Source organism: Leeuwenhoekiella polynyae (assembly GCF_004104075.1).
GTDB lineage: Bacteria > Bacteroidota > Bacteroidia > Flavobacteriales > Flavobacteriaceae > Leeuwenhoekiella > Leeuwenhoekiella polynyae.
On the sequence record NZ_QOVK01000001.1, the window covers coordinates 334,171 to 357,855 of the forward strand.

At 38.5% G+C, this 23,685-nt stretch carries 27 protein-coding genes and 1 pseudogene; 8 read left to right on the forward strand and 20 right to left on the reverse strand.

All coding sequences use genetic code 11. The annotated features are described in order from the left end of the window. Nucleotides 1–112: 112 nt before the first annotated feature. The 10 genes from DSM02_RS20750 to DSM02_RS20275 form a co-directional block, all read right to left on the reverse strand. Complete coding sequence (locus tag DSM02_RS20750) at nucleotides 113–274, reverse strand: HNH endonuclease domain-containing protein (RefSeq protein ID WP_128763965.1); 162 nt, start codon at nucleotides 272–274, stop codon at nucleotides 113–115. A 350-nt stretch (nucleotides 275–624) separates the two neighbouring features. Continuing rightward, a complete protein-coding gene (locus DSM02_RS01380) occupies nucleotides 625–1,464 on the reverse strand; it encodes a helix-turn-helix domain-containing protein (RefSeq protein ID WP_240673950.1) in 840 nt (279 codons plus the stop codon). Between the two features lie 171 nt (nucleotides 1,465–1,635). Continuing rightward, entirely contained in the window at nucleotides 1,636–2,358 is a 723-nt protein-coding gene (locus DSM02_RS01385; protein ID WP_128763967.1) for an SDR family oxidoreductase, read from the reverse strand. 126 nt (nucleotides 2,359–2,484) lie between these two features. Beyond that, nucleotides 2,485–3,381: an NmrA family NAD(P)-binding protein gene (locus tag DSM02_RS01390; RefSeq protein ID WP_128763968.1), complete on the reverse strand. Its 897-nt coding sequence runs from the start codon at nucleotides 3,379–3,381 to the stop codon at nucleotides 2,485–2,487. A gap of 11 nt (nucleotides 3,382–3,392) precedes the next feature. Next, the gene (locus DSM02_RS01395) at nucleotides 3,393–4,319 is read right to left on the reverse strand and encodes an alpha/beta fold hydrolase (RefSeq protein WP_240673951.1); all 927 of its coding nucleotides are present in this window, start codon (nucleotides 4,317–4,319) and stop codon (nucleotides 3,393–3,395) included. A 70-nt stretch (nucleotides 4,320–4,389) separates the two neighbouring features. Further along, complete coding sequence (locus DSM02_RS01400; RefSeq protein ID WP_128763969.1) at nucleotides 4,390–4,953, reverse strand: Crp/Fnr family transcriptional regulator; 564 nt, start codon at nucleotides 4,951–4,953, stop codon at nucleotides 4,390–4,392. Nucleotides 4,954–5,286: 333 nt separating this feature from the next. After that, nucleotides 5,287–5,451: an HNH endonuclease domain-containing protein gene (locus DSM02_RS20755; RefSeq protein ID WP_128764325.1), complete on the reverse strand. Its 165-nt coding sequence runs from the start codon at nucleotides 5,449–5,451 to the stop codon at nucleotides 5,287–5,289. 275 nt (nucleotides 5,452–5,726) lie between these two features. Then, nucleotides 5,727–6,131 carry a hypothetical protein gene (locus DSM02_RS01410; RefSeq protein WP_128763970.1) on the reverse strand — a complete coding sequence of 135 codons (405 nt, stop codon included), beginning with the start codon at nucleotides 6,129–6,131 and terminating at the stop codon, nucleotides 5,727–5,729. Between the two features lie 40 nt (nucleotides 6,132–6,171). Beyond that, the gene (locus DSM02_RS01415) at nucleotides 6,172–6,894 is read right to left on the reverse strand and encodes a DUF3891 family protein (protein WP_128763971.1); all 723 of its coding nucleotides are present in this window, start codon (nucleotides 6,892–6,894) and stop codon (nucleotides 6,172–6,174) included. A gap of 63 nt (nucleotides 6,895–6,957) precedes the next feature. Next, nucleotides 6,958–7,095, reverse strand: coding sequence for a hypothetical protein (locus tag DSM02_RS20275; protein WP_164918206.1), 138 nt, complete (start codon nucleotides 7,093–7,095; stop codon nucleotides 6,958–6,960). A gap of 230 nt (nucleotides 7,096–7,325) precedes the next feature. On the opposite strand from DSM02_RS20275, the gene DSM02_RS01420 reads away from it, so the two are divergent. The 3 genes from DSM02_RS01420 to DSM02_RS01430 all read left to right on the forward strand — a co-directional run bounded on the left by DSM02_RS01420 (nucleotide 7,326) and on the right by DSM02_RS01430 (nucleotide 10,439). Then, nucleotides 7,326–8,195 (forward strand): NAD(P)H-binding protein, encoded by an 870-nt coding sequence (locus DSM02_RS01420; RefSeq protein ID WP_128763972.1) that lies wholly within the window; start codon nucleotides 7,326–7,328, stop codon nucleotides 8,193–8,195. Beyond that, nucleotides 8,195–9,619 carry a phytoene desaturase family protein gene (locus DSM02_RS01425; RefSeq protein ID WP_128763973.1) on the forward strand — a complete coding sequence of 475 codons (1,425 nt, stop codon included), beginning with the start codon at nucleotides 8,195–8,197 and terminating at the stop codon, nucleotides 9,617–9,619. Before DSM02_RS01420 ends, DSM02_RS01425 begins: the two co-directional genes overlap by 1 nt. A 127-nt stretch (nucleotides 9,620–9,746) precedes the next feature. Next, nucleotides 9,747–10,439 carry a type 1 glutamine amidotransferase domain-containing protein gene (locus DSM02_RS01430; RefSeq protein ID WP_128763974.1) on the forward strand — a complete coding sequence of 231 codons (693 nt, stop codon included), beginning with the start codon at nucleotides 9,747–9,749 and terminating at the stop codon, nucleotides 10,437–10,439. Between the two features lie 83 nt (nucleotides 10,440–10,522). Here DSM02_RS01430 and DSM02_RS01435 read toward each other — a convergent pair whose 3' ends face one another. From DSM02_RS01435 to DSM02_RS20530, 5 genes are all read right to left on the reverse strand, one after another. After that, nucleotides 10,523–12,715, reverse strand: a complete 2,193-nt coding sequence (locus tag DSM02_RS01435) for a xanthine dehydrogenase family protein molybdopterin-binding subunit (protein WP_128763975.1) — start codon at nucleotides 12,713–12,715, stop codon at nucleotides 10,523–10,525. Then, entirely contained in the window at nucleotides 12,712–13,689 is a 978-nt protein-coding gene (locus tag DSM02_RS01440) for an FAD binding domain-containing protein (RefSeq protein WP_128763976.1), read from the reverse strand. The genes DSM02_RS01435 and DSM02_RS01440 overlap by 4 nt, the downstream gene beginning before the upstream one ends. 5 nt (nucleotides 13,690–13,694) lie before the next feature. Further along, a complete protein-coding gene (locus DSM02_RS01445) occupies nucleotides 13,695–14,162 on the reverse strand; it encodes a (2Fe-2S)-binding protein (protein WP_128763977.1) in 468 nt (155 codons plus the stop codon). A 154-nt stretch (nucleotides 14,163–14,316) separates the two neighbouring features. After that, complete coding sequence (ligD, locus tag DSM02_RS20525; RefSeq protein WP_240673952.1) at nucleotides 14,317–15,186, reverse strand: non-homologous end-joining DNA ligase; 870 nt, start codon at nucleotides 15,184–15,186, stop codon at nucleotides 14,317–14,319. Nucleotides 15,187–15,321: 135 nt separating this feature from the next. Continuing rightward, on the reverse strand, nucleotides 15,322–15,693 hold the full coding sequence (locus DSM02_RS20530) for an ATP dependent DNA ligase (protein ID WP_240673953.1): 372 nt from the start codon (nucleotides 15,691–15,693) through the stop codon (nucleotides 15,322–15,324). On the opposite strand from DSM02_RS20530, the gene DSM02_RS01455 reads away from it, so the two are divergent. Continuing rightward, the gene (locus DSM02_RS01455) at nucleotides 15,675–16,514 is read left to right on the forward strand and encodes an alpha/beta hydrolase (protein ID WP_205875044.1); all 840 of its coding nucleotides are present in this window, start codon (nucleotides 15,675–15,677) and stop codon (nucleotides 16,512–16,514) included. The two genes, DSM02_RS20530 and DSM02_RS01455, sit on opposite strands and share 19 nt — an antisense overlap. 165 nt (nucleotides 16,515–16,679) lie before the next feature. Here the strand turns inward: DSM02_RS01455 and DSM02_RS01460 are convergent, their stop codons facing one another. Continuing rightward, nucleotides 16,680–17,033, reverse strand: a complete 354-nt coding sequence (locus DSM02_RS01460; protein ID WP_128763979.1) for a winged helix-turn-helix transcriptional regulator — start codon at nucleotides 17,031–17,033, stop codon at nucleotides 16,680–16,682. A gap of 106 nt (nucleotides 17,034–17,139) precedes the next feature. On the opposite strand from DSM02_RS01460, the gene DSM02_RS01465 reads away from it, so the two are divergent. From DSM02_RS01465 to DSM02_RS20490, 3 genes are all read left to right on the forward strand, one after another. Further along, complete coding sequence (locus tag DSM02_RS01465) at nucleotides 17,140–17,979, forward strand: enoyl-CoA hydratase/isomerase family protein (protein WP_128763980.1); 840 nt, start codon at nucleotides 17,140–17,142, stop codon at nucleotides 17,977–17,979. A gap of 84 nt (nucleotides 17,980–18,063) precedes the next feature. Further along, a complete protein-coding gene (locus DSM02_RS20760) occupies nucleotides 18,064–18,240 on the forward strand; it encodes an SDR family NAD(P)-dependent oxidoreductase (protein WP_205875046.1) in 177 nt (58 codons plus the stop codon). Between the two features lie 363 nt (nucleotides 18,241–18,603). Next, nucleotides 18,604–18,834, forward strand: a complete 231-nt coding sequence (locus DSM02_RS20490) for a Rossmann-fold NAD(P)-binding domain-containing protein (protein WP_205875048.1) — start codon at nucleotides 18,604–18,606, stop codon at nucleotides 18,832–18,834. Nucleotides 18,835–19,467: 633 nt separating this feature from the next. Here the strand turns inward: DSM02_RS20490 and DSM02_RS01480 are convergent. Together DSM02_RS01480 and DSM02_RS01485 are read right to left on the reverse strand one after the other, a co-directional pair. Continuing rightward, a complete protein-coding gene (locus DSM02_RS01480; RefSeq protein WP_128763981.1) occupies nucleotides 19,468–20,022 on the reverse strand; it encodes a hypothetical protein in 555 nt (184 codons plus the stop codon). A 42-nt stretch (nucleotides 20,023–20,064) separates the two neighbouring features. Next, complete coding sequence (locus DSM02_RS01485) at nucleotides 20,065–20,433, reverse strand: tyrosine-type recombinase/integrase (RefSeq protein ID WP_128763982.1); 369 nt, start codon at nucleotides 20,431–20,433, stop codon at nucleotides 20,065–20,067. A gap of 5 nt (nucleotides 20,434–20,438) precedes the next feature. On the opposite strand from DSM02_RS01485, the pseudogene DSM02_RS01490 reads away from it, so the two are divergent. Continuing rightward, a pseudogene (locus tag DSM02_RS01490) lies at nucleotides 20,439–20,723 on the forward strand (transposase); the annotation flags it as partial. Between the two features lie 316 nt (nucleotides 20,724–21,039). Here DSM02_RS01490 and DSM02_RS01495 read toward each other — a convergent pair. Beyond that, entirely contained in the window at nucleotides 21,040–21,645 is a 606-nt protein-coding gene (locus tag DSM02_RS01495) for a DMP19 family protein (RefSeq protein WP_164918207.1), read from the reverse strand. Nucleotides 21,646–21,823: 178 nt separating this feature from the next. Further along, nucleotides 21,824–23,095 carry a Shedu immune nuclease family protein gene (locus tag DSM02_RS01500; RefSeq protein ID WP_128763984.1) on the reverse strand — a complete coding sequence of 424 codons (1,272 nt, stop codon included), beginning with the start codon at nucleotides 23,093–23,095 and terminating at the stop codon, nucleotides 21,824–21,826. Nucleotides 23,096–23,685: the final 590 nt, after the last annotated feature.

Here is a 23,685-nt window from a genome sequence, read left to right on the forward strand (position 1 = left end):
ATTTGGAGTTCATTTATCGGGGGATTTATACAGTAGATATCTACTCCTAGCCAGGAGTTGTGTTGCGCTATCACCATTAGAAAAAGTTACAGTATATGATCACGCTGGCGCGCTATAAGCTCTGGAGCTGGGATCTTATCGCCTTTGCAGCGTTTACATTCCTGGCAGCAGGTAACAGGTTCCAGAGGTCGTTGTTTTTACAGATAGAAGACGGAATGACATGATCTATAGCATTGCTGTTGATGCGTGTCCTGGCTCGTACCCTAATAGTCATGTGAAATTTCTAATGGCGTGCACTTTAGCATATAAGGGGATCATCCTGCCTTTATAGTTACTTAATCCCGGGAGTATATATGCTTTATTGGGGTAGTTTCACTGAGTAAAGTATGGGTGACCTTTTTCTATTGGGAGTGCGTAATTTATTGGTGTAGGATTTCTAAAGTATAAAAAAAATTACCTTTTGAAGATTAACTCTTTATACATCGGGTAAGTTTACCATGCCACCAGTCACAGACTGGCGGGAGCGGGGGCAATACGTTTCTCGGTCCATACGCAATATTCCTTACTTTGGATATTGAGTACATCATGAAGGAGAAAAACTTCAGAAACGCTAACCAACGGGATTTATTGAAAAAAAGATTTTCTAAATTCCAGCGGGGACTGATCTGTCTTTCTTTTGAAGAGCTTATTAAACGATTGAGGATGCGCGAATCCTAAATTATAAGCTATTTCGTTAACTGATTCTTCTGTGGTCGATAATTGCAATTTTGCAATTTCGATTACCTTTTCTTGAATATGTTGCTGAGGCGTTTGTCCTGTGATTTCTTTTAATAGCTTACTTAAATACTTAGAGGTAATGTGAAGCTGTTCCGCCAAAAATTGCACGCTAGGCAGACCACTTTTTAACGAGACATCTGAGTTCAAATGGTCTATTAATAAGGTTTCAAAGCTCTCGACAACTTTACTATTAGTGACTTTGCGGGAGGTAAATTGGCGTTGATAAAAGCGTTCTGAATACTGAAGTAAGGTTTCGATGTGAGCCGTAATAATATTTTGACTGTATTGATCAATATCCGTTTGATATTCTTTTTTAATTCCATTCAAAATGGGTTCTAATGTTTCTTCCTCATCTTCTGAAAGAAATAAAGCTTCATTTATGGCATAATCAAAAAAATCATATTTTGATATTGTTTTAGCCAAGGAAGTATGCCAGATAAAATCAGGATGAATCAATAACATCCACCCTGATCTATTCTCATTAGGACTTGGGTCTGGCTCAATACGAAACACTTGTTTAGGTGCCACAAAAAACATAATGCCCTTGTCGCAATCATACTGCTGTTGCCCATAATACATTTTCCCCTGCAATCCACGTTTTATGGCTATAAGGTAGCAATCAAGCATCCAGCTAGAATCTCGTTCCTTTTGGGAAATATTCAAACCGGAATAATTAATAATACTCACCAAAGGATGTTTAGGAGTCTCCAGGTCCGATAAAAAATGAAAATCTGCTATCGTTTTTACCTTGCAAATGTTTTGCATTGAAATACTATTCTTTTCTTAAGATAAGTAACAAATCTACATATCTAATTTTTACTATTCATAAACTCAAAAACTGAATCAATACATAATAACTTACCAAGTAACTTCGCCTTGCTCCCCATAAAATTTTCCAGAAGTAAAACGAGTTGCTTCAGTAGCTATCCTAACAATAGCAGCGGCACCCTCTTCTACTGTTTTTGTTCCTTGATGATCATTAAGATCTGTTGCTGTATAGCCTGGTGTCACGCTAAAAATCCTGAATGAAGTATCTTCCAACTCGTTAGCTAGCATAACCGTAAACGCATTTACTGCCGTTTTTGATGCCCCGTAAGCACTCCAAATTTCTAAATTTGGATCTTTACCGGATGACGAATGAATTTCTAAAGATCCAACTTCACTGGAAATATTGATAATGATAGGCTGTTCTGATTTTTCCAATAGAGGCAAGAATTGTTGCGTTACTTCAACGGTACCAAAGAAATTGGTGTCAAATAGATTTCGTAAGGTTTCAATATTAGGAGTAGAAAACTTTTGGGGTTGAATCCCGCTAATACCCGCATTATTGATTAATAGATCTAGAGAGCCGATTTTGGAGGCTAGTTGCGTTTTGGCCTGTTTAATTGATTGGCTGTTTGTCACATCAAGCACAATCCAATTTATACTTTTCAAGCCTAACTTTTGAAGCTTCTCTACAGCTTCCTGTCCCTTACTATTGGTTCTACAACCTATATTAACCGCATAACCCAGTTCACCTAGTTGCCTAGCTGTTTCAAATCCGATACCTTTATTACCTCCTGTTATCAATACTGTTTTCATCTTCTAAATCTTTAAATTATTTTACAAATTTATCAAGGATTAAATGCTTAAAAGTAGTTGAACAGCACAAGTTTGTAGCCCAATGTAAGTTATACTGGATCACCTCCACCTCTTTAGATCAAAAACCTATCTTAAAAAAGATTGTAAATAAGTTAAAGCTGAAGTCCAGGTAAGGTTTTTATAGCGCCCGTTAGCTAAGTTCTGATGCTGTGTTGAAAACATGGAATACATGTATTGACTTTGCTGCCATTTAGCATACAATTCCATTTCCCCGGCAGGATTATCTGCTCTTTGTTTTTTAATGAACTCCTCGAAATTTTCCATACTCGATAGCTGCCTAAGATTAAAACTTTTGCCTGTTAGTTCCTTTACAAAAGCCTGAAGCATACTAGGACTTATTTGAAAACTTGCAATCTGCAAGTCTCTGGGAGCCTCATCATCCAATGCTACTTCCGCAGTAAATGCAGCGGTATCATCCATCGTAGTAAAGTCCAGTTTCCAGTCGGCTTTCTCCCCCCAATAACCCATGCTTTGGTCCTTCCGGTTTAATACCGGAGTATGGTATTGAAGTATCTCTGCAAAAGCACCGTTAAACACGGAAGATGCTTGTATGGAAGTGCTATCCAGATAGGTTCTGAATACTCTTCTTAGATCAAAGTTCCGGTTTTCACCCGGTACTAAATCCGTATAATCAGTACAGAAATCGGAAGGAATAAACCGAGGAACCCTTGCTTGCAGGGCAGCATCTAAGATTCGTTTTTGTAAATCTACAATCACATCCTCCAGGCCTGCCAAAGCCGAAACAACCAGGTCTTTCCCCTCGCACGCATCGGCTATTTCTTTGGTACTGTTGAGGTCTACCCTTTGAATTGTTACACCCATTTTTGAAAGTGCTTCTATTTTTTGAGGGTCGGTCGTGGGACGTGCTATAGCACTCACAATGGCGTCTCTGTTTAACAGCTCCCGGCAAATTTTCATTCCTAAATTACCGGTAGCACCTGCTACTAAAATCGATTTCTTCATAATAAATCTCCTTATTTTTTATTTTCAGTTAAGAAATTTACCACCGCTTCAATAACCTGCTCCGGCTGTTCCTCGTACATATAATGGCCGCTATCAAGAATTCCTATCACCTCCAAATTGTTTGCTACGTAAGGCAACCCCATCTTCATATAATTATAGCTTACATAACTGCCAATGCCTAATAGGGGCATTTCTAGTTGCTGATAGGATTTGGAATCCTCTATATCTTTTGCAAAAGCCTGATACCATGCATTGGATGCTCTAATGCTCTCGGCATCATTGTATGCGCTGGCATATACTTCACGCTCAAAGGAACTCATTATCGTTTCATCAATCATAACATACTTAAAAAGATAATCAAGCAAGATTTCAAAACGTCCTTCCAGTAATTTTTCAGGTAAGCCCTTAACCTGATTGAAGCCCATCCACCAGGCATAAGGCATCTGTGCATCCATTTTTTCACCGAATGTACCTGGAGCCGGTATTAAAGGCATCTGCAAGATGCCTTCGCTGGGGTGCGCCCCATCTAATACGATAAGCTTATCTATCAATTCCGGGTAGTTAAATGCAAAGCTCATCGCTACCATTCCACCAATATCATGGCCCATCATATGTACTTTTGCAAAACCGAGTTTTTTTACAAGCTCTAAAACATCTGTAGCCATAGTTTTCTTGTCATATCCCCGTTCTGGTTTTTCTGATGTTCCCATACCTCTAATATCTACTACGATCACTTGGTATGATTTAGAGAGCTCCTGAACAACAGGATGGTAAGAATACCAGGTTTGCGGCCATCCGGGCAGGCAAATTAGTGGTTCTCCCTCACCTCCTACTACATAGTGGAGTTCTATACCATTCACTGTAGCGTATTGGTTAACAAAGCCGGTCCAGCTTTTTATAAGCTCAGCATCAGCATATTGATTTTGAATTTTCATCATTTGTACTTTTAATTTTTACAAATGTATGGTGGTAAAATCCTGACCAAACTACCATATGGTAGGTAATGTCTTACTTGATTTCTTTGCGGATTCTGCTCAGTGCATTGGGAGTAATACCCAGAATTGAAGCCAATTGCTTTACGGGTATTTTTTTTACGAAATCAGAATTTTGGAGTAGTTCGAGGTAAATCTGTTTGGCGGATAAGGTTTGATAATTCAGGTTTTGGTCTACCTGCCTGATACACATAGCTTCCCATATTTTTCTTCCGAACTCTTGCCATACGGGAAGTTTCTTATAAAGCTGATCCATTTCAGCCTTGCTGATTACCAGAAGTTCTGTGTTTTCTATGGCCTCAATATTGAAACGCGAAGGTACTTGAGCGTGTAAACTTGAGATCTCGGTAAAAAAATCATGTTCAAAAAACACCCACGAAGTATGTTGTTCTTCAAATGTTCCATAATGAAGTCGCAAGCCTCCGGATTTTATAAAATAGTATTGATTGGCAATTTGTCCTTTTCTCAATACAAGCACACCTTTCTTAACTGTTGTACTCTTGAATTTTGAGAGAACTAGTGCGAGGTCTTCTTCGCTAATACCCACCCGGGATTTAATAAAATTTTTAAACTCGTTCATATAATTTCCTTAGTGCTCAGCTTTATGAATTAAAAATTGGATTTTAACCGCTATTGAGACCCTATCTAAAATCACCTGTTTATACTTAAAAATGTTGTAGTTGCGAAGCTATCCCATTCTTTTTAATTACGTAAAGTATACAAACTTTTTTGAGTTCCCTTAACTTCTCCTTACATCCCAGGCCTCAAAGTCCCGGGTATTAATCAGATACTTACAGCTGCTTTGTAATTGGGAAATGCCCTCTTCTCTCCAACTGTCAAACCCTTGATTCCCTAAAAGAACCACCTGAATTTCCCTTGTAAAGCGTTGTTGTTGATGCTCGTGCAGCATTTCTCAGTATTCCAGTATACGATCACGCTGTCGCTCAATAAGCTCCGGAGCTGGGATCTTATCGCTTTTAGCAGCGTTTACATTCCTGGCAGCAGGTAACAGGTTCCAGAGGTCGTTGTTTTTACAGATAGAAAAGGGAATTACGAGGTCTAGTGGGTAACGCGCAATCCGTTTCCCGGTCTATACGCAATGTATCGCCCATAAACAGAATCTTCAATAGCATCTACAAACGATACCTATACTCGGCAAAAAATCAAGACCACAAGAGCATCCAACAGATCCAATACCTACCTCAAAACAGACTAATCTCCATAGCGGGCTCACCGACAAAGTCCCGATGATTATCGGGACGGTTCAGTCAACACGGAGTTTATGCCAGGCTCCCCTTCTACAACGGGACAGGCTGTACCGGCCACACGAACGCCAGGTATTACCCATAGTTTTTATTTTCGTTCATAAATCAAAACATATTTTTCTCTTTCAGCTATTGTCATTGAGTCAGTTCCCATAATTAAAATTCTTTTCTTGACTGGCTTTTGATAATAAAAGCCATCTTTTCTTTTAATTACAATTTTAGCTTTTTTGAGAGAAGGTAAGTAGGGACTTTCTGCTTCAATTCGTAATTCAAGATTAATATCATTCGTTTTTTTGTCCAAGAACCAAGTTCCGTATGCAGTGTTAAGAGGATTAAAACTTTTATAAGTTCCAGCATCATTTAAAATATAACTAGCTCGATTTACGTTTTCAATTCCCATATCACGTCCAAATCTTGTCAAAGGAATTTTTGTTTTTTTATCTCCATTTTCATCCTGCAATTCAATTAACCAGCAATTTAAAAAGGCTGTCAATGGACAGTCTTTTTTATATGCTGTATTGCTCCTCGTAAACTCAGTTTTTAAAAACTACTTTTTTTAAGCAAATTTCACTTTCTGAAAAAGCTTTTAAAAAAGCTTCCGTATTTTTAAAACTGCTTTGTTTTATAAGATGATATTCATAATTTATTTCCAAAGAATCTCCCGTAAAAGGCCAAGGATCTATTAGAAATTCACCCTCTTTTTCAAGCATATTATGAAGTGTGTTTCCTAATGAATGATTAATCTCAAAACAGCGGTTTGCATCTGGAAATTCCTCTTTGCAGATCATTAATGAAAGTCGGTCACAAAACTTTAAAATACCATAAAGTAACTTATATTCTTTAACTGGTATTGCATAGAGTTTCATAGCATCTTTGTCAAGATTACAATTCCTTGGAGATACCAGTTTATTATTGAAAACTTCAGGGTACAAAAATTTAAAATGACTGCTTACTAAAGCTGCTACTAGAAGTGATCTAGTAACTAAATCATTTAGAATATGCTCAACCTTCTTTGCTGATTCTGCTGTAGATCCTTCAGGCTTATCGAATGAGATTGGCTGACCTAAATCACTAAGTTGTTGGTTATAATTAAAATCAGTTTCTTTAGATTCGTGGAAAGCGATAGCAGCAAACACATCTGAAAAATAAAGTTTCTTATACTCCTCTTTTAAATTTTCAGCAATCAAGCAAGCCAGATGCGCGTGATGTGTCTGGGTTATTATAGAAAAACCCTCTGTATTTAGATTGACAATCATTGGTTATTAAAAATAGTATTAAAAAATCTAAAAATAAACTACAGCGTTTTCTGTTAATGAATATTAAGCCCCACGTTTCTTCTTCGATTCATTATCCTTTTCTCCATATTGATTTACGTGTTTATCCTTTAATGGGCCTTTATCAATGTCTTGCTTATTCTCTTTTTTATCATTTTTTGATTCTTTTTTATTGGCACCCATGTCGTTGAAAATTATAATAATTAATAATTTCTAAGTTATATTTAATTTCTACGAATTATCTTAATAAAAACTTAGAAAATTTCCCAATACCCTTATTTAGTGGATTGCATCACAGGTTCATCTCGATTTTTACGCTCGTAGAAACTATGCAAAACTAACGTTAATTAGCTGCAATAATTGATTTAAACAAAATATGTAGTTTACATTTATGAAGCTAAAAGGAGAAAAATATGAGCTCAAAAGTGCTGTTGTTGGGAGGTTCTGGATCTTTAGGTCTGGAAATTGCTAAATGTTTAAAGCGAGTTTTAATTCCGTTTAGAGCACAAACAAGTTCGTTTGATGGAGCTGAAAAATTGCAGCCCTACACACCTGATATTTGGATTGTAGATCCCGTTACCAACCCAGAAAAAATACAGGGCATAACGGAGGGTATTACCACTGTAATTTCAGGGATGGGTAAAAGTGTGAGTTTATTCACAAATTCTCCAGACACATTTAATGAAGTAGATCATATAGGTAATGCTGAGGTTCTTTTAGATGCTTTGAAAAATAAAGTATCCTATTACATATACATATCTATAAAAGAAGCGGGAGATAATGATGATTATGCGATACCTAAAAATCATAAAAAGTTTGAAAAAAAATTAGAAGAGTCCGGAATTCCTCATTGTATTTTAAGACCTGTTGGACTTTTTTCAGGTTTAAATGATTTGGCAATAATGGCCAAAAGAAATATGATTCCAGTTATAGGTGACGGTGAAGCCAAAACCAATAGCATTTCTCAAACCGATATGGCTGAAGTTGTGCTGAATACCTTAAAAAATAGAATCACGGGAATACGCATAATCGGGGGGCCTGAAATCCATTCTAGATATGAGATGGCATTAATGATACAGGAACGTTTTGGCGCTAAAATTGTGAAAATACCTAGTACTATAGCTAATGTTGGCGCTTTTTTACCTCAATTTTTTGATAAAAATTTACACGATAAAGTTGGCTTCTTCAAATACATAACTACTCATGACATGATAGGAGAAAAACACGGGGTAATTACCTTCAGGCAATACCTGAACTCTATAGATGAAAATGAGTTGCCCTAATGAAAAATTATGACTGCATACTAGTAGGAAGTGGTATAAATGGTATTGCAGCAGCGATTTACCTCCAGCAAAAAGGTTTGAAAACTTGTATTTATGAGGGATCAAATGCACCGGGTGGCTCTACAAAAACACAGCCATTAACATTACCGGGTTTTCAACATGATACAGGATCGGCGATACATCCCATGGCTTTTGCCTCTCCGTTTTTAAAAACACTTCCTCTAAAAGACCATGGATTAGAATGGATATTTCCTAAAATCCCCTATGCCCATCCTTTTTTAGACGGTAGCGCTGTAGCGGCATATACCGATGTAAAAATAACCGCTTCAGAGTTGGGTGCCGATGAAGAAGCATATCTCAATGTATTTGAAAAGATTACATCAAAATGGGAATCTGTAGATTCAGATTTATTAGGACCACTTACAATTCCCGAAAACCCATTAGATTTTATTCGTTTTGGGTTAAAAGCTATACAATCTGCAGAGCAACTTAGTGATCATTATTTCCAGAATGAAAAGACAAAGGCCTTTTTCTTTGGTGCAGCCGCTCATTCAACACTCCCACTAGATGCCTGGGCTTCGAGTTCATTTGGATTGGTACTAAGTATAATGGCTCATAAATACAACTGGCCTTTTCCTAAAGGTGGTGCCGGTAATTTGATTAAGGCCTTGGTATCCTATTACAAATCTTTAGGTGGAACTCTTATTTTAAATCATAAAGTAACAGATGTTGAATCACTTCCAAAGGCAGATGCTTATTTGTTTGATTGTACACCTAAACAACTCTTGGCTATTAAAAACACCAATCTAAGTCAAACTTACAGAAAGCGACTCTCAAATTTTAAATATGGGCCTGGAGTTTTCAAAATTGATTGGGCATTAGATAAATCCATTCCGTTTACAAATGAAAAATGTAGAATGGCAGGAACAGTGCATATAGGATATAGCACTTCTGCAATTAAAAACTCGGAAGCCCTGATTTATGAGGGTACTATTTCAGAAACACCTTATATTTTAATCGCACAACATACTTTATTTGATGATTCCCGTGCACCTGAAGGTAAACATACTGCGTGGGCTTATTGCCACGTTCCTAATGGGAATATCACAGATATGACCACGATAATCGAAAATCAAATAGAAAAGGTTGCCCCCGGATTTAAACAACTCATTCTTGCCAGAAGCACCAAAAACACACAAGAACTAGAAGCATTCAATCCCAATATAATAGGTGGTGATATAAATGGAGGTAAGCAAGATATCACACAACTCTTTACACGGCCTATTGTAAAAATATCTCCGTATAGCACTTCAAATAAAAGTATGTACCTATGCTCTTCGTCAACACCTCCAGGCGGTGGTGTTCATGGTATGTGTGGATATCACGCTGCTCATAAAGCTTTTAAAGATCATTTCAAAAAGTAGAATTTACAAAGGCAACTCATTAAATTTTTGCAAATTTTTAGCTTTTGACTTACTGAAAAAATCGGAACTTTAATTTGGAATTCTGCTGATCTAAAAATCTTATTTCTTAAAAAAAACCAACCAAGTTATGAAACCAAAAAAGATACTGTTGATTCTAACATCTCACGAAGCCTTATTAAATACAAAAAGTAAAACAGGCTTATGGATTGGAGAGTTTACAGATCCTTACTATCAATTTATAGATGCCGGATGTGAAGTTACTTTAGCGAGCCCTAAAGGTGGTATGCCACCCATTGATGAAATGAGTCAGCTTACAGAAAATATCACCCAATCAAACAAGCGCTTTACAAAAGATTCCGTTGCTCAAATTGCCTTAAATACGTCGCTAAAATTAGAAAGCGTAGCTGCTTCAGATTTTGATGCTGTATTTTATCCTGGTGGTCACGGGCCTATGTTTGATTTAGCAACAAATGAATTAAGCGGTGAATTAATCCTAGATTTTATTAAAAGCGGAAAACCTGTTGCCGCTGTATGTCACGGCCCGGCAGCACTTCTAAAAGCAGCAGAACTTAATCCATCAATATTAGAAAGTAAGAATGTAACCGGTTTTTCAAATATGGAAGAAAAATTAGCACTACGGTCAAATAATATACCCTACAAATTAGAAGACCGATTGAAAGAGTTTGGCACAAATTATAAAACTGCAGCCGTTCCATTTATAGCTCACGTAGAAACTGATGGGCTATTGATTACAGGACAAAATCCATTATCTGCAGGACCTACAGCAAAAGCCCTACTTGATTTTTGGGGTTCAAACTAATTCTTGAGATTTCAGTACCGTTTACTTGCAATAGCCTCATTCAGATCTTTAAATCTTGAACAAATAATTTAAGGTTTTACAAATTAGACTTCCAAGATATCATCCAGCAGCATCGGGAGCTTTCTCAATCTTTTCCCGGTGGCATCATAAATGGCATTGCTTATCGCAGAAGCCAGACCCACAATGCCTAATTCACCAACTCCTTTAGCTCCCAGCGGATTTACTTTATCGTCTTTTTCTTCTACAAATTCGGCGTGGATGTTGTGTACATCGGCATTGACGGCTATGTGATATTCGGCGAAATTAGCATTCATAATTCGACCGTATTTGCTGTCAACCATTCCTTCTTCGCGTAATGCCATTCCTAATCCCCAGATCATAGCGCCCAAAAGTTGATTTTCTGCTGTCTTGGGGTTGATGATTTTACCGGCAGCAGAGACGTTTACAATACGTGGTACTTTGATAATTCCAAGATCCTGATCAACTGTAACCTCGACCATTACACAACAATGCGCATAGCCGGAATGCGTAGTTTGTCCCTCAATTTTTGCTTCATTGTGCGCTATACTTAATTCTTCTTTAGAGGCCTGCTGCATAATTTCAGCAAAGCTGAAGGTTTTAGCATCGTATTCCAGATTGCCGTCTTGAAACAAAATAGCATCAAAATCTACTTGCTGATAGTCCGGATTATTTCGCTTCCAGACATCAGCAATGCGGTATTGAAACTTTTTACAAACGCCAGCTACCGCAGATCCAACAGATGAGACTGTCCAGGACCCTCCTTCGATAGGCGAATCCGGGTAAGCGGTATCGCCTAGTTTAAATTCAATTTTTTCTATGGGTACACCTAATTTGTCTGCAGCGATCTGAGACATCACGGTATACGTTCCTGTACCAATATCTGCTGTGGCGCATTTAATAGTAAACATTCCATTTTCATCCATTGTCAGAGAAACCGAAGCCGGTTGCTGCAGCGCTTCCCAGGAACCGGTCGCCATACCAAAACCCGTAAGCAGGTGTGGTTCGTTTTCAGATGAAGTCTTTTTGTTTTTCCACCCAAATAATTCTTCGCATCGGTCATAACAGGCCATCAGCTCCTTACTCGTAAAGGGCTTATCTTCGTTCTGATCATAATCCACATAATTTTTTCTACGGAACTCCAGCGGATCAATACCTGCTTCGTGAGCGAGTTCATCTATAGCACATTCCAATGCATAAACCCCGGAAACGCCACCGGGAGCACGCATATCAAGCGGCGTATAACTCTGTACCGGTGTCAGTTCGTATTCCAGATTTACATGTTCACATTTGTATAAAAGACCAGACCAGTCTACAATAGTCTCATTAAAATCCTCAAATGTTGAGGTTTCTCCAACTGTTCTATGAGAAAGTGCCTGCAAGGTTCCATCTTTACTGCATCCTAATTTCATCGTATGAATAACTTCCGGGCGATACCCAAAACTGAACATCTGCGCACGCGTCATTACCATTTGCACGTTGCGTTTCAATTCTAAGGCAGCCAGTGTTGCCATAAATAACTGGTATTGTGGTCTGAGACCGGAACCAAAAGCACCACCTACAAAATCACTTTTTACCTGAACTTTATCGGCTCCGAGGCCGAATACGCCGTTCAGATATTTTAGTGAACTCCCAACTCCCTGTATTTTGTCATACACCACAATACTACCATCATCTTTATATTCCACGCTTGTGGCGTGTGGCTCCATCGGGTTGTGGTAATTGCGCGACTGGCGGTATTCTTGAGTAATGGTATACTCAGAATTTTTAAATGCTTTTTTAAAATCGCCCCTGTTGGATGCCGGATCCGGAGTGCGATCTGCGCTGGCATTTTTCAGGTTTTCATATAAACTTCCTTTAAATTCCTCTTCCTTGTAAGTCACTTTGATGAGACTGGAAGCATACCGAGCCTGTTCAAAAGTTTCGGCAACTACCAAAGCTATAGGTTGACCGTTGTACAGTATTTTGTTGTTATAAAAAGGCCTAAATGGTTTTCCGGGAGGTGAAAGCGGATCGGTATAATCAACCCTATTTTTTAAACGCTCGGGAAGATTCTTATGGGTAAAAATACCTTTCACCCCCTCAAATGCTTCAGCTGCCGAGGTGTCCAGAGCGGTAATACTTCCACAGGCAATGCTGCTTTGCAAAACATACGCATGGTAAAATTGTGAGGTGATATCTGCACTGTAAGTCGCACTGCCACTTACTTTTTGAGGTCCGTCAACCCGTTGTTGTTTGTTTCCTATATTGAGCATCATGATGGATTTAAAGCGTTGTTTAAAGCACGTACGATAGCACGTTTTACCAGTGGAATTTTAAAATTATTGGTCCCAAAACCCTGAGCACCTTTGATTAGTTTTTCGGCTAAGGATTTAAAATTTTCCGTGGAAGCTTCCTTCCCGATAAATTCGTGTTCTACTTCTTTTAATTTCCAGGGTTTGTGAGCGACACCACCCAAGGCGACCCGTACGTCTTCAATTTTACCCGCTGAAACTTTCAGGCATGCCGCCACAGAAACCAGTGCAAAGGCATAAGACTCCCGATCCCGGATTTTTAAATATTCAAAATTCTGTGAAAAACCTTCGTTGGGGAGTTCAATGTGGGTGATTAAATCTCCGGGCTCCAGATTATGGTCTTTTTCAGGATGTTCTCCCGGAAGCCTGTGAATTTGGTCAAAAGGCATAACCAGCGTTGCTCCCTTGCGCAGGATATGCACTTTTGCTTCCAGCGCAGCCAGGGCTACACACATATCTGAGGGGTGCGTGGCAATACAGGAAGCTGAAGTTCCTAAGATAGCATGGATTCTGTTGAACCCCTTAATCGCTGCACATCCACTCCCGGGTTCCCGCTTATTACAGGGCATTGCCGTATCGTAAAAATAGTAACAACGGGTGCGCTGTAGCAGGTTTCCACCGTTAGTCGCACGGTTGCGCAGTTGGGAAGATGCCGCTGACAGTATAGCTTTATTCAAAACAGGATATTTATTTTTTACAGCAGGATGGTAAGCCGTGTCTGCATTGGTAGCCAGTGCACCCAGTCGCAAACCGTCGGCAAATTCTTCAATTTGATCGTAAGGCAGCTGGCCGATATCTGCAATAGCGTCGGGTTTTTCAACCCCATATTTCATCAAGTCTACTAAGTTGGTACCACCCGCAAGAAAGGTTGTATCATACAGTGCAGTATCTGACGAAAGATCGTCGGTCGAAAGTCGGGTGTATTCAAATGGTTTCATAGTGGTTAGGATTCTTCGTAAATGCGACGAGCGGCTTTCGTTATATTTTTATAGGCGGCGCAACGGCAAAGGTTACCACTCATCCAGTCTTTAAGGTCTTCTTCCGAATTGATCTCCCCACGGTTGCGCATCGCAATGGTAGAGCAAATTTGTCCCGGGGTGCAGTACCCACATTGATACGCATCCTCGTCAATGAATATCTGTTGAGCTGTACTCAAATTTTCGGCAGTTCCTAAGCCTTCAATGGTGGTGATCTCTTTTCCCTCCAGACTTACTAAAAGGCACAGGCACGAATTGACGCTATTCCCGTCAATAAGAACCGTGCAGGCGCCGCATTGGCCGTGATCACAGCCTTTTTTTGTGCCAACGAGTTTTTGATTATAGCGTAAGTAATCCAGTAAGGTGGTCCAGGGTTCGATTGAAACTTCGACCGATTCCCCGTTTAAGGTAAAATGGACATGGTTTGTTTTCATAAAGATGCAGTTAGTTAGGCTGTTAGCACAACACCCTGATGTGAGAAGGGTATTCTACTTTCAATTTAGCAGGATCGATTGCGGTAGTCTGTTTAAGAATTCTTAAATAACATATTATTAAGAGATGTTCTATATTTCTAAAAAATATAGAACACTACTTTTCTAAACGCTCGATGGCCGCTGCCATATCAATCCCCGCTCCACGTACTCCTGCAAACAGATCCCCTTTTTTCTGAAGTCTGAAGGGCATTGTTTTTAGAGTGAAATCATCAATTTTCAAACCCGGTTTTACCTCGTGCCATTCGAGGGGCGCGGAGACCGTTGCACCCGATCTGGGGCGTACGCAATAGGCAGCAGCAAGGGTTTGGCCTTTTCTGTTCTGCAGGTAATCTAAATATATTTTTCCTTTTCGTGCTTTTACGGCACGGGTCATACTGGTAAGATCCGGGAGCTGTTCTTCGACAAACATGCACAAGAGTTTGGTGAAATTGCGCGCTTCGGCATACGTGTATTGTGCTGCTAGCGGAAGGTAAATGTGTATGCCGCTCGAACCCGAAGTTTTACAAAGGCCTTCAATCCCCGCCTGGTCCAGAATCTGTTTTACTACCTGAGCTACGGTGATTACGTGTTCAAAAGTGTTGGTGTCTGAAGGATCGAGATCGATAATCGCATAATCGGGTTTATCCAATAGTCCTATCCGCGAATTCCAGGGATTGATCTCAATACATCCCATATTGGCCATATACAACAGCGTAGCTTCGTTTTGACACAAGAGGTAGTTGATGGTGCGGTCTGAAGACTTTGAAAACTGTTCAAGCGTTTCTATCCACGACGGAAGGTGTTCGTGATCCTTCTGGTAAAAACCTTTGTTTTTAATGCCGTCCGGATGCCGGTGCAAGCTCTGCGGCCGGTCTTTGAGGTAAGGCAATATGTACTCAGATACCTGAATGTAGTAATCGATAAGATCATATTTAGTATAACCGGAATCGGGCCAGTATACTTTTTCCAGATTGGTAAAATTCACGTGGTGACCGTCTACGTCCAGACCTGCTTCTGAAGTGGATTGGGTTTTTTGGGAAGCGGAATGCGGCTTCTGTATATGAACGTCATGCGGAATCTTATCCTGCCGTAAGCCTTTAAAACCGGATGGCGCATGATCTTATTTGGTGTCCATGTCTGAAAACTTCACCTCACAAATGAGCTGCGGACTTACCCAATTGGGTTTTCGGCCTTTCAGGTTTATTTTTTTACCAAATGGATTTTCAGCAACCACATGTTTTTTCAGCTGCTCCAGCAACCCCTCTTGTTCGTCCTGACTAAACCCGGAACCGCAATTGCTCACGTAGATGAGTGTATTTTCAGCATACATGCCTAAAATCAAACTCCCAAACCACGTACCACCTTTATCTGAATCGGTATAGCCGCAAATCAGGGTTTCTTCAGTAAGTACGGCTTTGACCTTAAGCCATTTTTCAGAACGGTATCCCGGCGTGTAGGTAGATTCGGTATGCTTTGCAATCACGCCTTCCACACAAACCTTCTGAAGTTGGACTGTTTTATGAAGAGGTCACCTTCCCCTCTATAGATGGAGTTCCGCGAGAAGGATGGTTCCTTCCCGCTGAGGGTTCAGATAATATTATTATAATCAATCATCCCATGGGCTTTACCCGGTCTGGTCTTCCTTCACATCTGGAACCTTGGAAATCAATCTGGCAAGCTAGCGGAAATGATATGGAAGTTAATTTTATACCTGATTTAAAAATACTTGATGAGGCGGGATTCAATATACTAGCGCATGACCTGAGAAACCATGGCCATAGCGGTACAGGTAATGGAGGACTTATCTCTACCGGAATTTTTGAATCTAGGGATGTTCTGGGTTCCATTCGATATGTACGTGAAAGGCATGATACCAAATCCATGAGAATCGCCTTGTTTAGTCGTTGTTTGGGTGCTGATGCTACGTTATACGCAATGAAGCGCAATCCGAAGGATTTTGAACAAATACGATGTCTTGTGGCGGTACAACCTTTGAGCGAAGAATACATTCTCACTAAACAATTAGAGCTGGCAAATATTCCTAAAAACCGCATTAAAGCCTTAGATCATAAGATCAAAATAAAAACTGGCTTTAGCATTGAAGATAGAAATGCAGGAAAATGGGCAAAACACGTGTGTGTTCCCACCTTTATATATCAAGTACATGATGACTTACTTACTGATCCTTCAGATGTACAAGGAATGTATGATGACATTCCTCTAAAAGATAAAAAACTTCAATGGATTGATAATACGACCGCACGCTGGGATGGCTATCTTGAGTTTCAAAGAAGACCTGAACCTATGTTATAATGATTCGATTAGCCCATGTAATTAATAAATCGCTAAAAATCTTATACCAGACAAATTCAAATAAGTAAATTTTAATAGTATGAAAGAAGCAACGAAAAAATTATCAAATTTTAAGGATAACAAAATACCCCAACCATCGAACATTCATGGCTTCGTAGAAAGTAATTACTTAATGTGATCTCTATGTTCTTTTCCCCAGGCAATCATATGTTCAACCAAAGGATAGAGCGATTCGCTATATGGAGTCAACGTATACATCACATCCTTAGGAAAATCAGGATCTTCTGAACGCAAAATAAGTTTGTTCAATTCCATCAGCTTTAATTCTTTGGATAGCATAGCAAAAGTTATGTTAGGAACATTCTTTGCAATTTGTCTATATCTGTGATTACCATTGTAAATAGCTATAAAGACCAGTAGACGCCATTTACCATTGAGAACATAAAGTGTATCCTGAGCATATTTGATCTCAGTCTGATTTTTGATATTACAGATAGTATTTTGTTCTTGTTTGACCATAAAATGATTGTGCTATCATCCACTATAGCATCTCTAAAATTGACAACTAGTGATTGTAATTTAGCCCCAGCTTTAAAAACAAATTTAAAAATTCAATTCACAAAATATGAAATTATCAAAATTAAACGAAAGTCAATTTAAGACATTGAGTATATCTTTAAATGATGGAGTCGCAGAAATCGTACTTAATAGCGGTTCAGTAAATGCGTTAGGTAGTCAGATGATAAAGGAATTACGAGAGCTATTGCACCTGTTAGAAAAGGATAATTCAGTCAAAGTTATTGTTTTTGATAGTGCCAACCCTGATTTTTTTATTGCACATGTTGACATGCGTATTTTGGAGGACAAAAAACTTTTTGACAAATTGGTCGAAGAAACACCTGAAGGCGTTAATTTATTTCAGTCGGTTGGAGAAATGATAAGAACACAGCCCCAGGTAACAATTGTAAAACTAAAAGGAATTGCCAGAGGCGGAGGAGCTGAATTTGTCACATCATCTGATATGATTTTTGCATCTATCGAAAAAGGAAAGCTCTCCCATAACGAAGCATTAATGGGTATACTACCCGGTGGTGGTGGCACACAATATCTGCAAGAAAGAATGACTCGCAACCGCGTGATGGAAATCACATTAGGTGCTGATCTTTTTGACGCAGTGACTGCTGAACGCTATGGATGGATTAATCGTGCACTACCACATCATGAGCTTGACCTATTTGTAAATTCTTTAGCGAAAAATATAGCAAACCTACCCGATGGCGTAGTGAAGCACATGAAACAATTAGTTCCCCCAGCAGGTAACGCCGAAGGTTTGATTGCAGAACATAATGCATGGTTGACTTTAATTTCAAATCCTATAGCAGGCCAAATTATGAGCAAAGCTTTAGAAAACGGGGCACAAACCGTGGAAGGAGAATTAGAATTAGAAAAATTACTTAGAGCATAGAATGATTTAGAATGCTCAATTATAAATTATTAATGTTTACGGAATCCCTAAACATCAGCAATAAACAAATACTTCGGAATAACTGTGAAAAAAATATTTATTACGGGAGCAACAGATGGTCTGGGTTTTATGGCTGCCGAAAAATTTATAGAACAGGGTCATCAGGTGGTACTACCCGCGAGAAATAAAACCAAGGCGGAAATAGTCCATCAAAACTCCCCGGAGCAAAAGCTATTATCACCGGTGATCTGTCAAGCATAGCCCATACCTATGAAATAGCAGAAGCTGTAAACCAACTGGGAACAATGGATAGCGTAATTCATAATGCAGGGGTTGGTTTTAAGGAACCCTACCAAGAAACAGAAGACGCACTGCCGCATGTATTTCAGATAAATAGTCTTGCCCCTTATATTTTGACGTGTTTGATTAATAAACCCAAGCGGTTAATCTATACCAGTTCAGGCTTGCATCAACAAGGAGATACAAAGTTGGAGGACTTATTGTGGAAAAAAAGAAATGGAATGATACACAGGCATATTCCGACACCAAACTGCAGAATATTTTACTGGCTTTTGCAGTTTCCAAACGTTGGCCTGACGTATTTTGCAACGTGGTATCCCCAGGATGGGTGCCACTAAAATGGGGGGTTCGCATGCTACCGATGATTTAGAAAAAGCGACTGAAACACAAGTGTGGTTATCTTCTTCCGATGAAAAAGAGGTTGAAATTTCTGGTGAATTTTTATATCATAAAAGGCTAAAAAACTATCTGTTGGCTGCTGCTGATATCAAATTACAGAATCGATTCATGGACTTTTGTGAATCACTAACTAATATAAATCTACCTAACGGATAAGCTATTATAATTATGTTAAAACGAAATAATACTTATAGACTTACTCTCGAGATTATGAGTTAGTCCGCCCCTACACCAAGCTTCGCTATTCTGCCTCTAGTTTGCGCTATTGTGCATTTCACTTTGCATCCTGGCACAGGTTCCCGAGTTCCGTAAATAAGCCCAAATACTGGTCATGCCTCCTAAATGACGCCTGCCGACCAGCCAATAAACAGGTGTCCGCTGGACTTATAATGTTTGTCATACTTCAAACACTTTTGACAGAAGGTTGCACGTTCTCGACACTTCATCAGAGGTTCATTTGCATTCATCTCCAGTATTCATACCTGACCAGCTCACGGCATAGCCTTTTCCATAACGCTCAATACCCTGGCTCTTTACCAAAGCACCTTATGGTGGTTTAACGCTCTCCCCTGTAGGACAACATTGGTGGGTCACTTCGACTGCGCTCAGCACAGGCGGCTCCACCATCTTATAAACAGTTGCGTAACGACTTTCAGCCGGTCGTTACTCTCGGCACACGTATGATTAGTGGCGTATTTTAAGCACGGAATTTAGCAAATACAAACCGAATAGAAAATCCGCGAGGATTTTCGTAAGTAGGCGAGAACTAGCCATTAATTATACACGGTGTTACCCAACGTTTTTATTCCGCTTTTTTATTTTCAAACTTCGGCTTATTCTATATTCAGCTCTCCACCAAAATTTCTTCCATTCGTGTCTAATTCCTCCTAATTGCCAATTTACATCGAAAAGCTCTTGTTTTTCAGTCGAATTTGGTTTTTTCGCAACGTATGGTGGAATTCCAACTTTACAATGCAACATTGGTTCATTATTCTTTATTGTCGGATAAAATTCATCCGTATGCGAAGTTTTTAAAAAATATCTAATTTCGATTATTGTTTTATTCGGCAACGATTTATAAATGTAAAGATTTATGTCATATAAATTTTCATAAATCGAAGTCAAATCCGCAACAATTCCGCTTAATGATTTTGGTGATTTTCTGTCATTAATCTTTTTCCTGATTTTAGCTCTTTCAAAAAAGTTTTTTCCAATGCTTTCGTCTATTTCCGACATTATATATTCGCAATTTTCCGATATTTTATTCCAGCACATATCTTTTGCCATATCAATCAAACTTGATGTGGCTTTTCGGATTTTTTCTTGAAGTTCGATTTTTTTCAAATGTTGGGTAACTTGTTATATCATAACAAATATAGTTGATTATCAAAGTTTTCGTCGGGATATCAACACTTTTTGGTGTTCATTAGCGTTTTTCGATATTCGGGATAGGGTTACGTCTAGTGGGTTTGCAACGTCTAGCAAGTCGCGTTGAGAACCATGCGTATAAATCATTGTGGTTTCAGGCTTCGCATGATCCAGTAGTTCTTGAATATGCCGTAAAGCCACTCCGTGATCCATCATATGGGTGGCATACCTGTGGCGTAACGTATGCGGAGTTACCGCCTTGAGAATTCCTGCTCGGGTACATTCCTTTTTCAAAAACGCGCGTATAGAACCCGCACTGTATTTTTGCCCATCGCGACCCGGTATCAAATAGTGGGTAGGCGCATAAGGTTCCCTATAGTTAAGCAAAAGGCTTGGCTGATACCGAGTTTATCAGACGCTTTACATTGCACATCCTTCCTAAAGGTTTTGTACGCATCCGTCATTACGGAATCTTAAGCGCTTACCATAAACGAGAAAGTCTTGACCACTTGCATAAAACCTTGGGGAAGATACAGCTCGACGAAAAACCGCCGCTGCAACACCGAATATGCCCAACCTGTAAAAAAGGAAAACTCATAACCCTGGAGACCTTTACCGCACGAGGACCACCGCCATACTGGATCAAAAAACTCAAAAAATATACTAAAGCACACTAAAGAACAAAACGCCTCTTGAAGGGTAAGAGGAACCCTATGGCTTAAACGAAGTAAAAGTGGATAAAACATCCCAAAAAAGGGAGTTCAACAGCATCTAAAAAGCGATACGTATACTCAGGAGAAAATCAAGACCTCAAAAGCAACCAACGGGTTCAAGTGCAGACCTCAAATAACCCATCCTAAAACAGACTAAAACCCATAGCAGGCTGACCGACAATCAACCGGTTCAGTCAACACGGCGTTCATGCTAGGCTCCCGTTCTGCAACGGAACAGGCTGTACCGGCCGCAAGAACGCTAGTTATTAGCCACTGTGTTTTATTCAATTGTAAATTCAGTTTTGTGTTCACGAATATATTTAATTCTTAATTCGCTTACACTTTCTTTATCTCCTAAATCGTAAAATTCATCATCAAGTTTATTCAACGGATTGTCCTTGTATGATTCACTAAAACTTTCCATTGTTCCATCGTCAAATTCCTCTAAACGCTCTCTATTCACTGCATATATTTTATTCGCACGAGTAGTTAATTCCGCATATTTTTCCGCTCCAATTGTTTTAAATCCTATTTCAGCCATTTCAAAAAATTGCCCACTAGAATTAAAATAGAATTGGTTAAATCCTCCGTTATTAACTTCTCCTTCTAAAACCCAAGTTGACCAAAACGCTTGTTGTCCATTTGATAATTTATTTATATTTTCAAATTCATTATCAAAATCATTTTTTATATTTTCATAAATATTATCGAAAACAGCTTGTTCAAGTTCGTCATCAGGAATTTTATCGATAATTTCAGATGTAAGAACTTTATATATTTTCCGATTGTTCCAATCATCTAATATTTTGTCCATTTCAATTTCGTCTTTAGATTTTTCAGGTTGTTTTTTGCATCCGAAAAAACTTAAAATAGAAGTTAGAATCATTATCGTTATTATCCTTTTGTTCATTGGTTGGTTACATTGTGGCTAACGTCTCGGCTATGAGTAGTTGCGTGGTTTAGCACTTAACTTTGCAAGTACACACCGAGTTGGAAATTCCGCAGGAATTTCCAAAGTAGGCGAGAACAAGCAATTACTTATAGCCATTGTTGTGCGTTCGTTTTTATTCTTCATTTAGTAATTCTTGAAAGCTCTCAATTTTTGCTTTTAATTCATCAAAAGTTATAATTTCGACATCTTTACTATTACTTCTTGAAAGTTCAAATGAATATCTTTGGTCTTCGTCCAAATCTGCCAAGTTTCCAATTAATACAATGCATTTAGAATTAAAAGTTTCAAAATTCCCATTTTTCCTACTTTTTGCTTTTAATGCATAAAATTCCTTTTGAAAATTATCTCTTTGGTTCAGAACTTGAGCAGTCGAACCAGAAAGGTCTTTTGAAACACTGTAAACATCTTCTCCTCTGTAAGAACTATTCTCAACAAGTTTAGTTCTATGAGTCTTTATTTCCAAGAAAGAAACGTTATCACTTAGACTATTTTTAATTAAGAAATCATTCATTTTTCCATTTGTATTGTCAAGACTTTTTCCTCCAACGTATGCTTCTCTTTGATATAAAATAATTGGCTGTGCGAATATTGATGAAAAAACCCAGTTATTTTCTTGTAGAAATACTTGCCAATGTTTTTCAAGACTTTCTCCATCGGTTGTCAATGCAAAAAGTTCATTAAATCGTTCAATTGTCTTTTGAATAAATTTACTATCAACAATCTCTTTGGTTTTAGCTAAAGATTCTTTGCTTAAAAAGTCTGTTCCTATTGATAGTTTGTCAAATAAATCTTGAATGGCTTTTTTATCTCCATCTGAAAATTCATCTATAGAATTTCCCCAACTTGCCAAAGAAGAAGCAAGAGCATTTTCAATATATGTCTTTTCAGGTTTGTCAATTACTTTTGGAAAAAGATTGTTTAAAGTTAATTGTAATACAAAATCTATTTCAGCACGATTTTTTTTATAAATAGCACTAAATGAATCTTGTAGCTCTTGTAAGCTAGTTTCATTTAAATAAAGTAGCTTATTAGTAACATCTAATTCTGTTTTTCCTTTCTTTTCAATTATTACTTCTTGAATTTCATAAGTTTCATCAATAAAGTATGAAAATGGATTTAAAGTTTTAGTAAAACCATAACCATATGAAGTAGCTTTGACAACTCCAACAGGCAGTTTGCCACCAAATCCTAAATAGGTGAATTTTTTAATAAACTTGTATTTTTCACCACCTTCAAAGCCTCTTGGGTAATGAATAAGTTTGTCAACTTTTTTGAATACTTCTTTGGAAATTTGTTTTATGCCAGCTTCTGTGTCGTGGTAGAACCAAACTTGTTTTGTGGTTAAATTTCTTTCTATTTTTTCACCTTTAAATTCTTCTGGCATAGTTCTATGGTTATTTTTTTGTCAAATGAAGCACAACTTGTTATATCCACACAAATATAGTTGATTATCAAAGTTTTCGTCGGGATATCAACACTTTTGAGTTGCATTAATAAAAATAGACCTTAGTCTTAGAAGTAGTTTACAGAATTTTGTAATCCCTAGGGTCAACGCAAAAAGGTATAAATCCCCCTAAAACATCCTTTTGTTCGATTGTATTTCCCGTTTTCTTCGGGTGTTGTTCGAGAAACACCCCCTTTTTCCGAAGCCCTCTCGAAGGATACCCCTCTAAAAATCGAATTGCTATGCGAGAGTAGGCTATAGTATGTAAAAGTATGCTGCAGTATGCGAGACCGTGCATTGCCTGCAAGGAAAGGCCATTTAAAACAGCTTATCGTATTGGGAATTTTAGGGATTGTGTTTCTTGAAAAGGTAACATGGCATTCACAACTAGTGCATAAGAACCGCTACCCTGACGTTCCCATAGCGTTAGTATACCGTTACCATGCCTTTGCTATGCAGTATCCCCGGGTGAAACGTGGGTGAACCTCGGGTGAACTGTGGGTGAACCTTGGGTGAATGGAGTTTTGGAA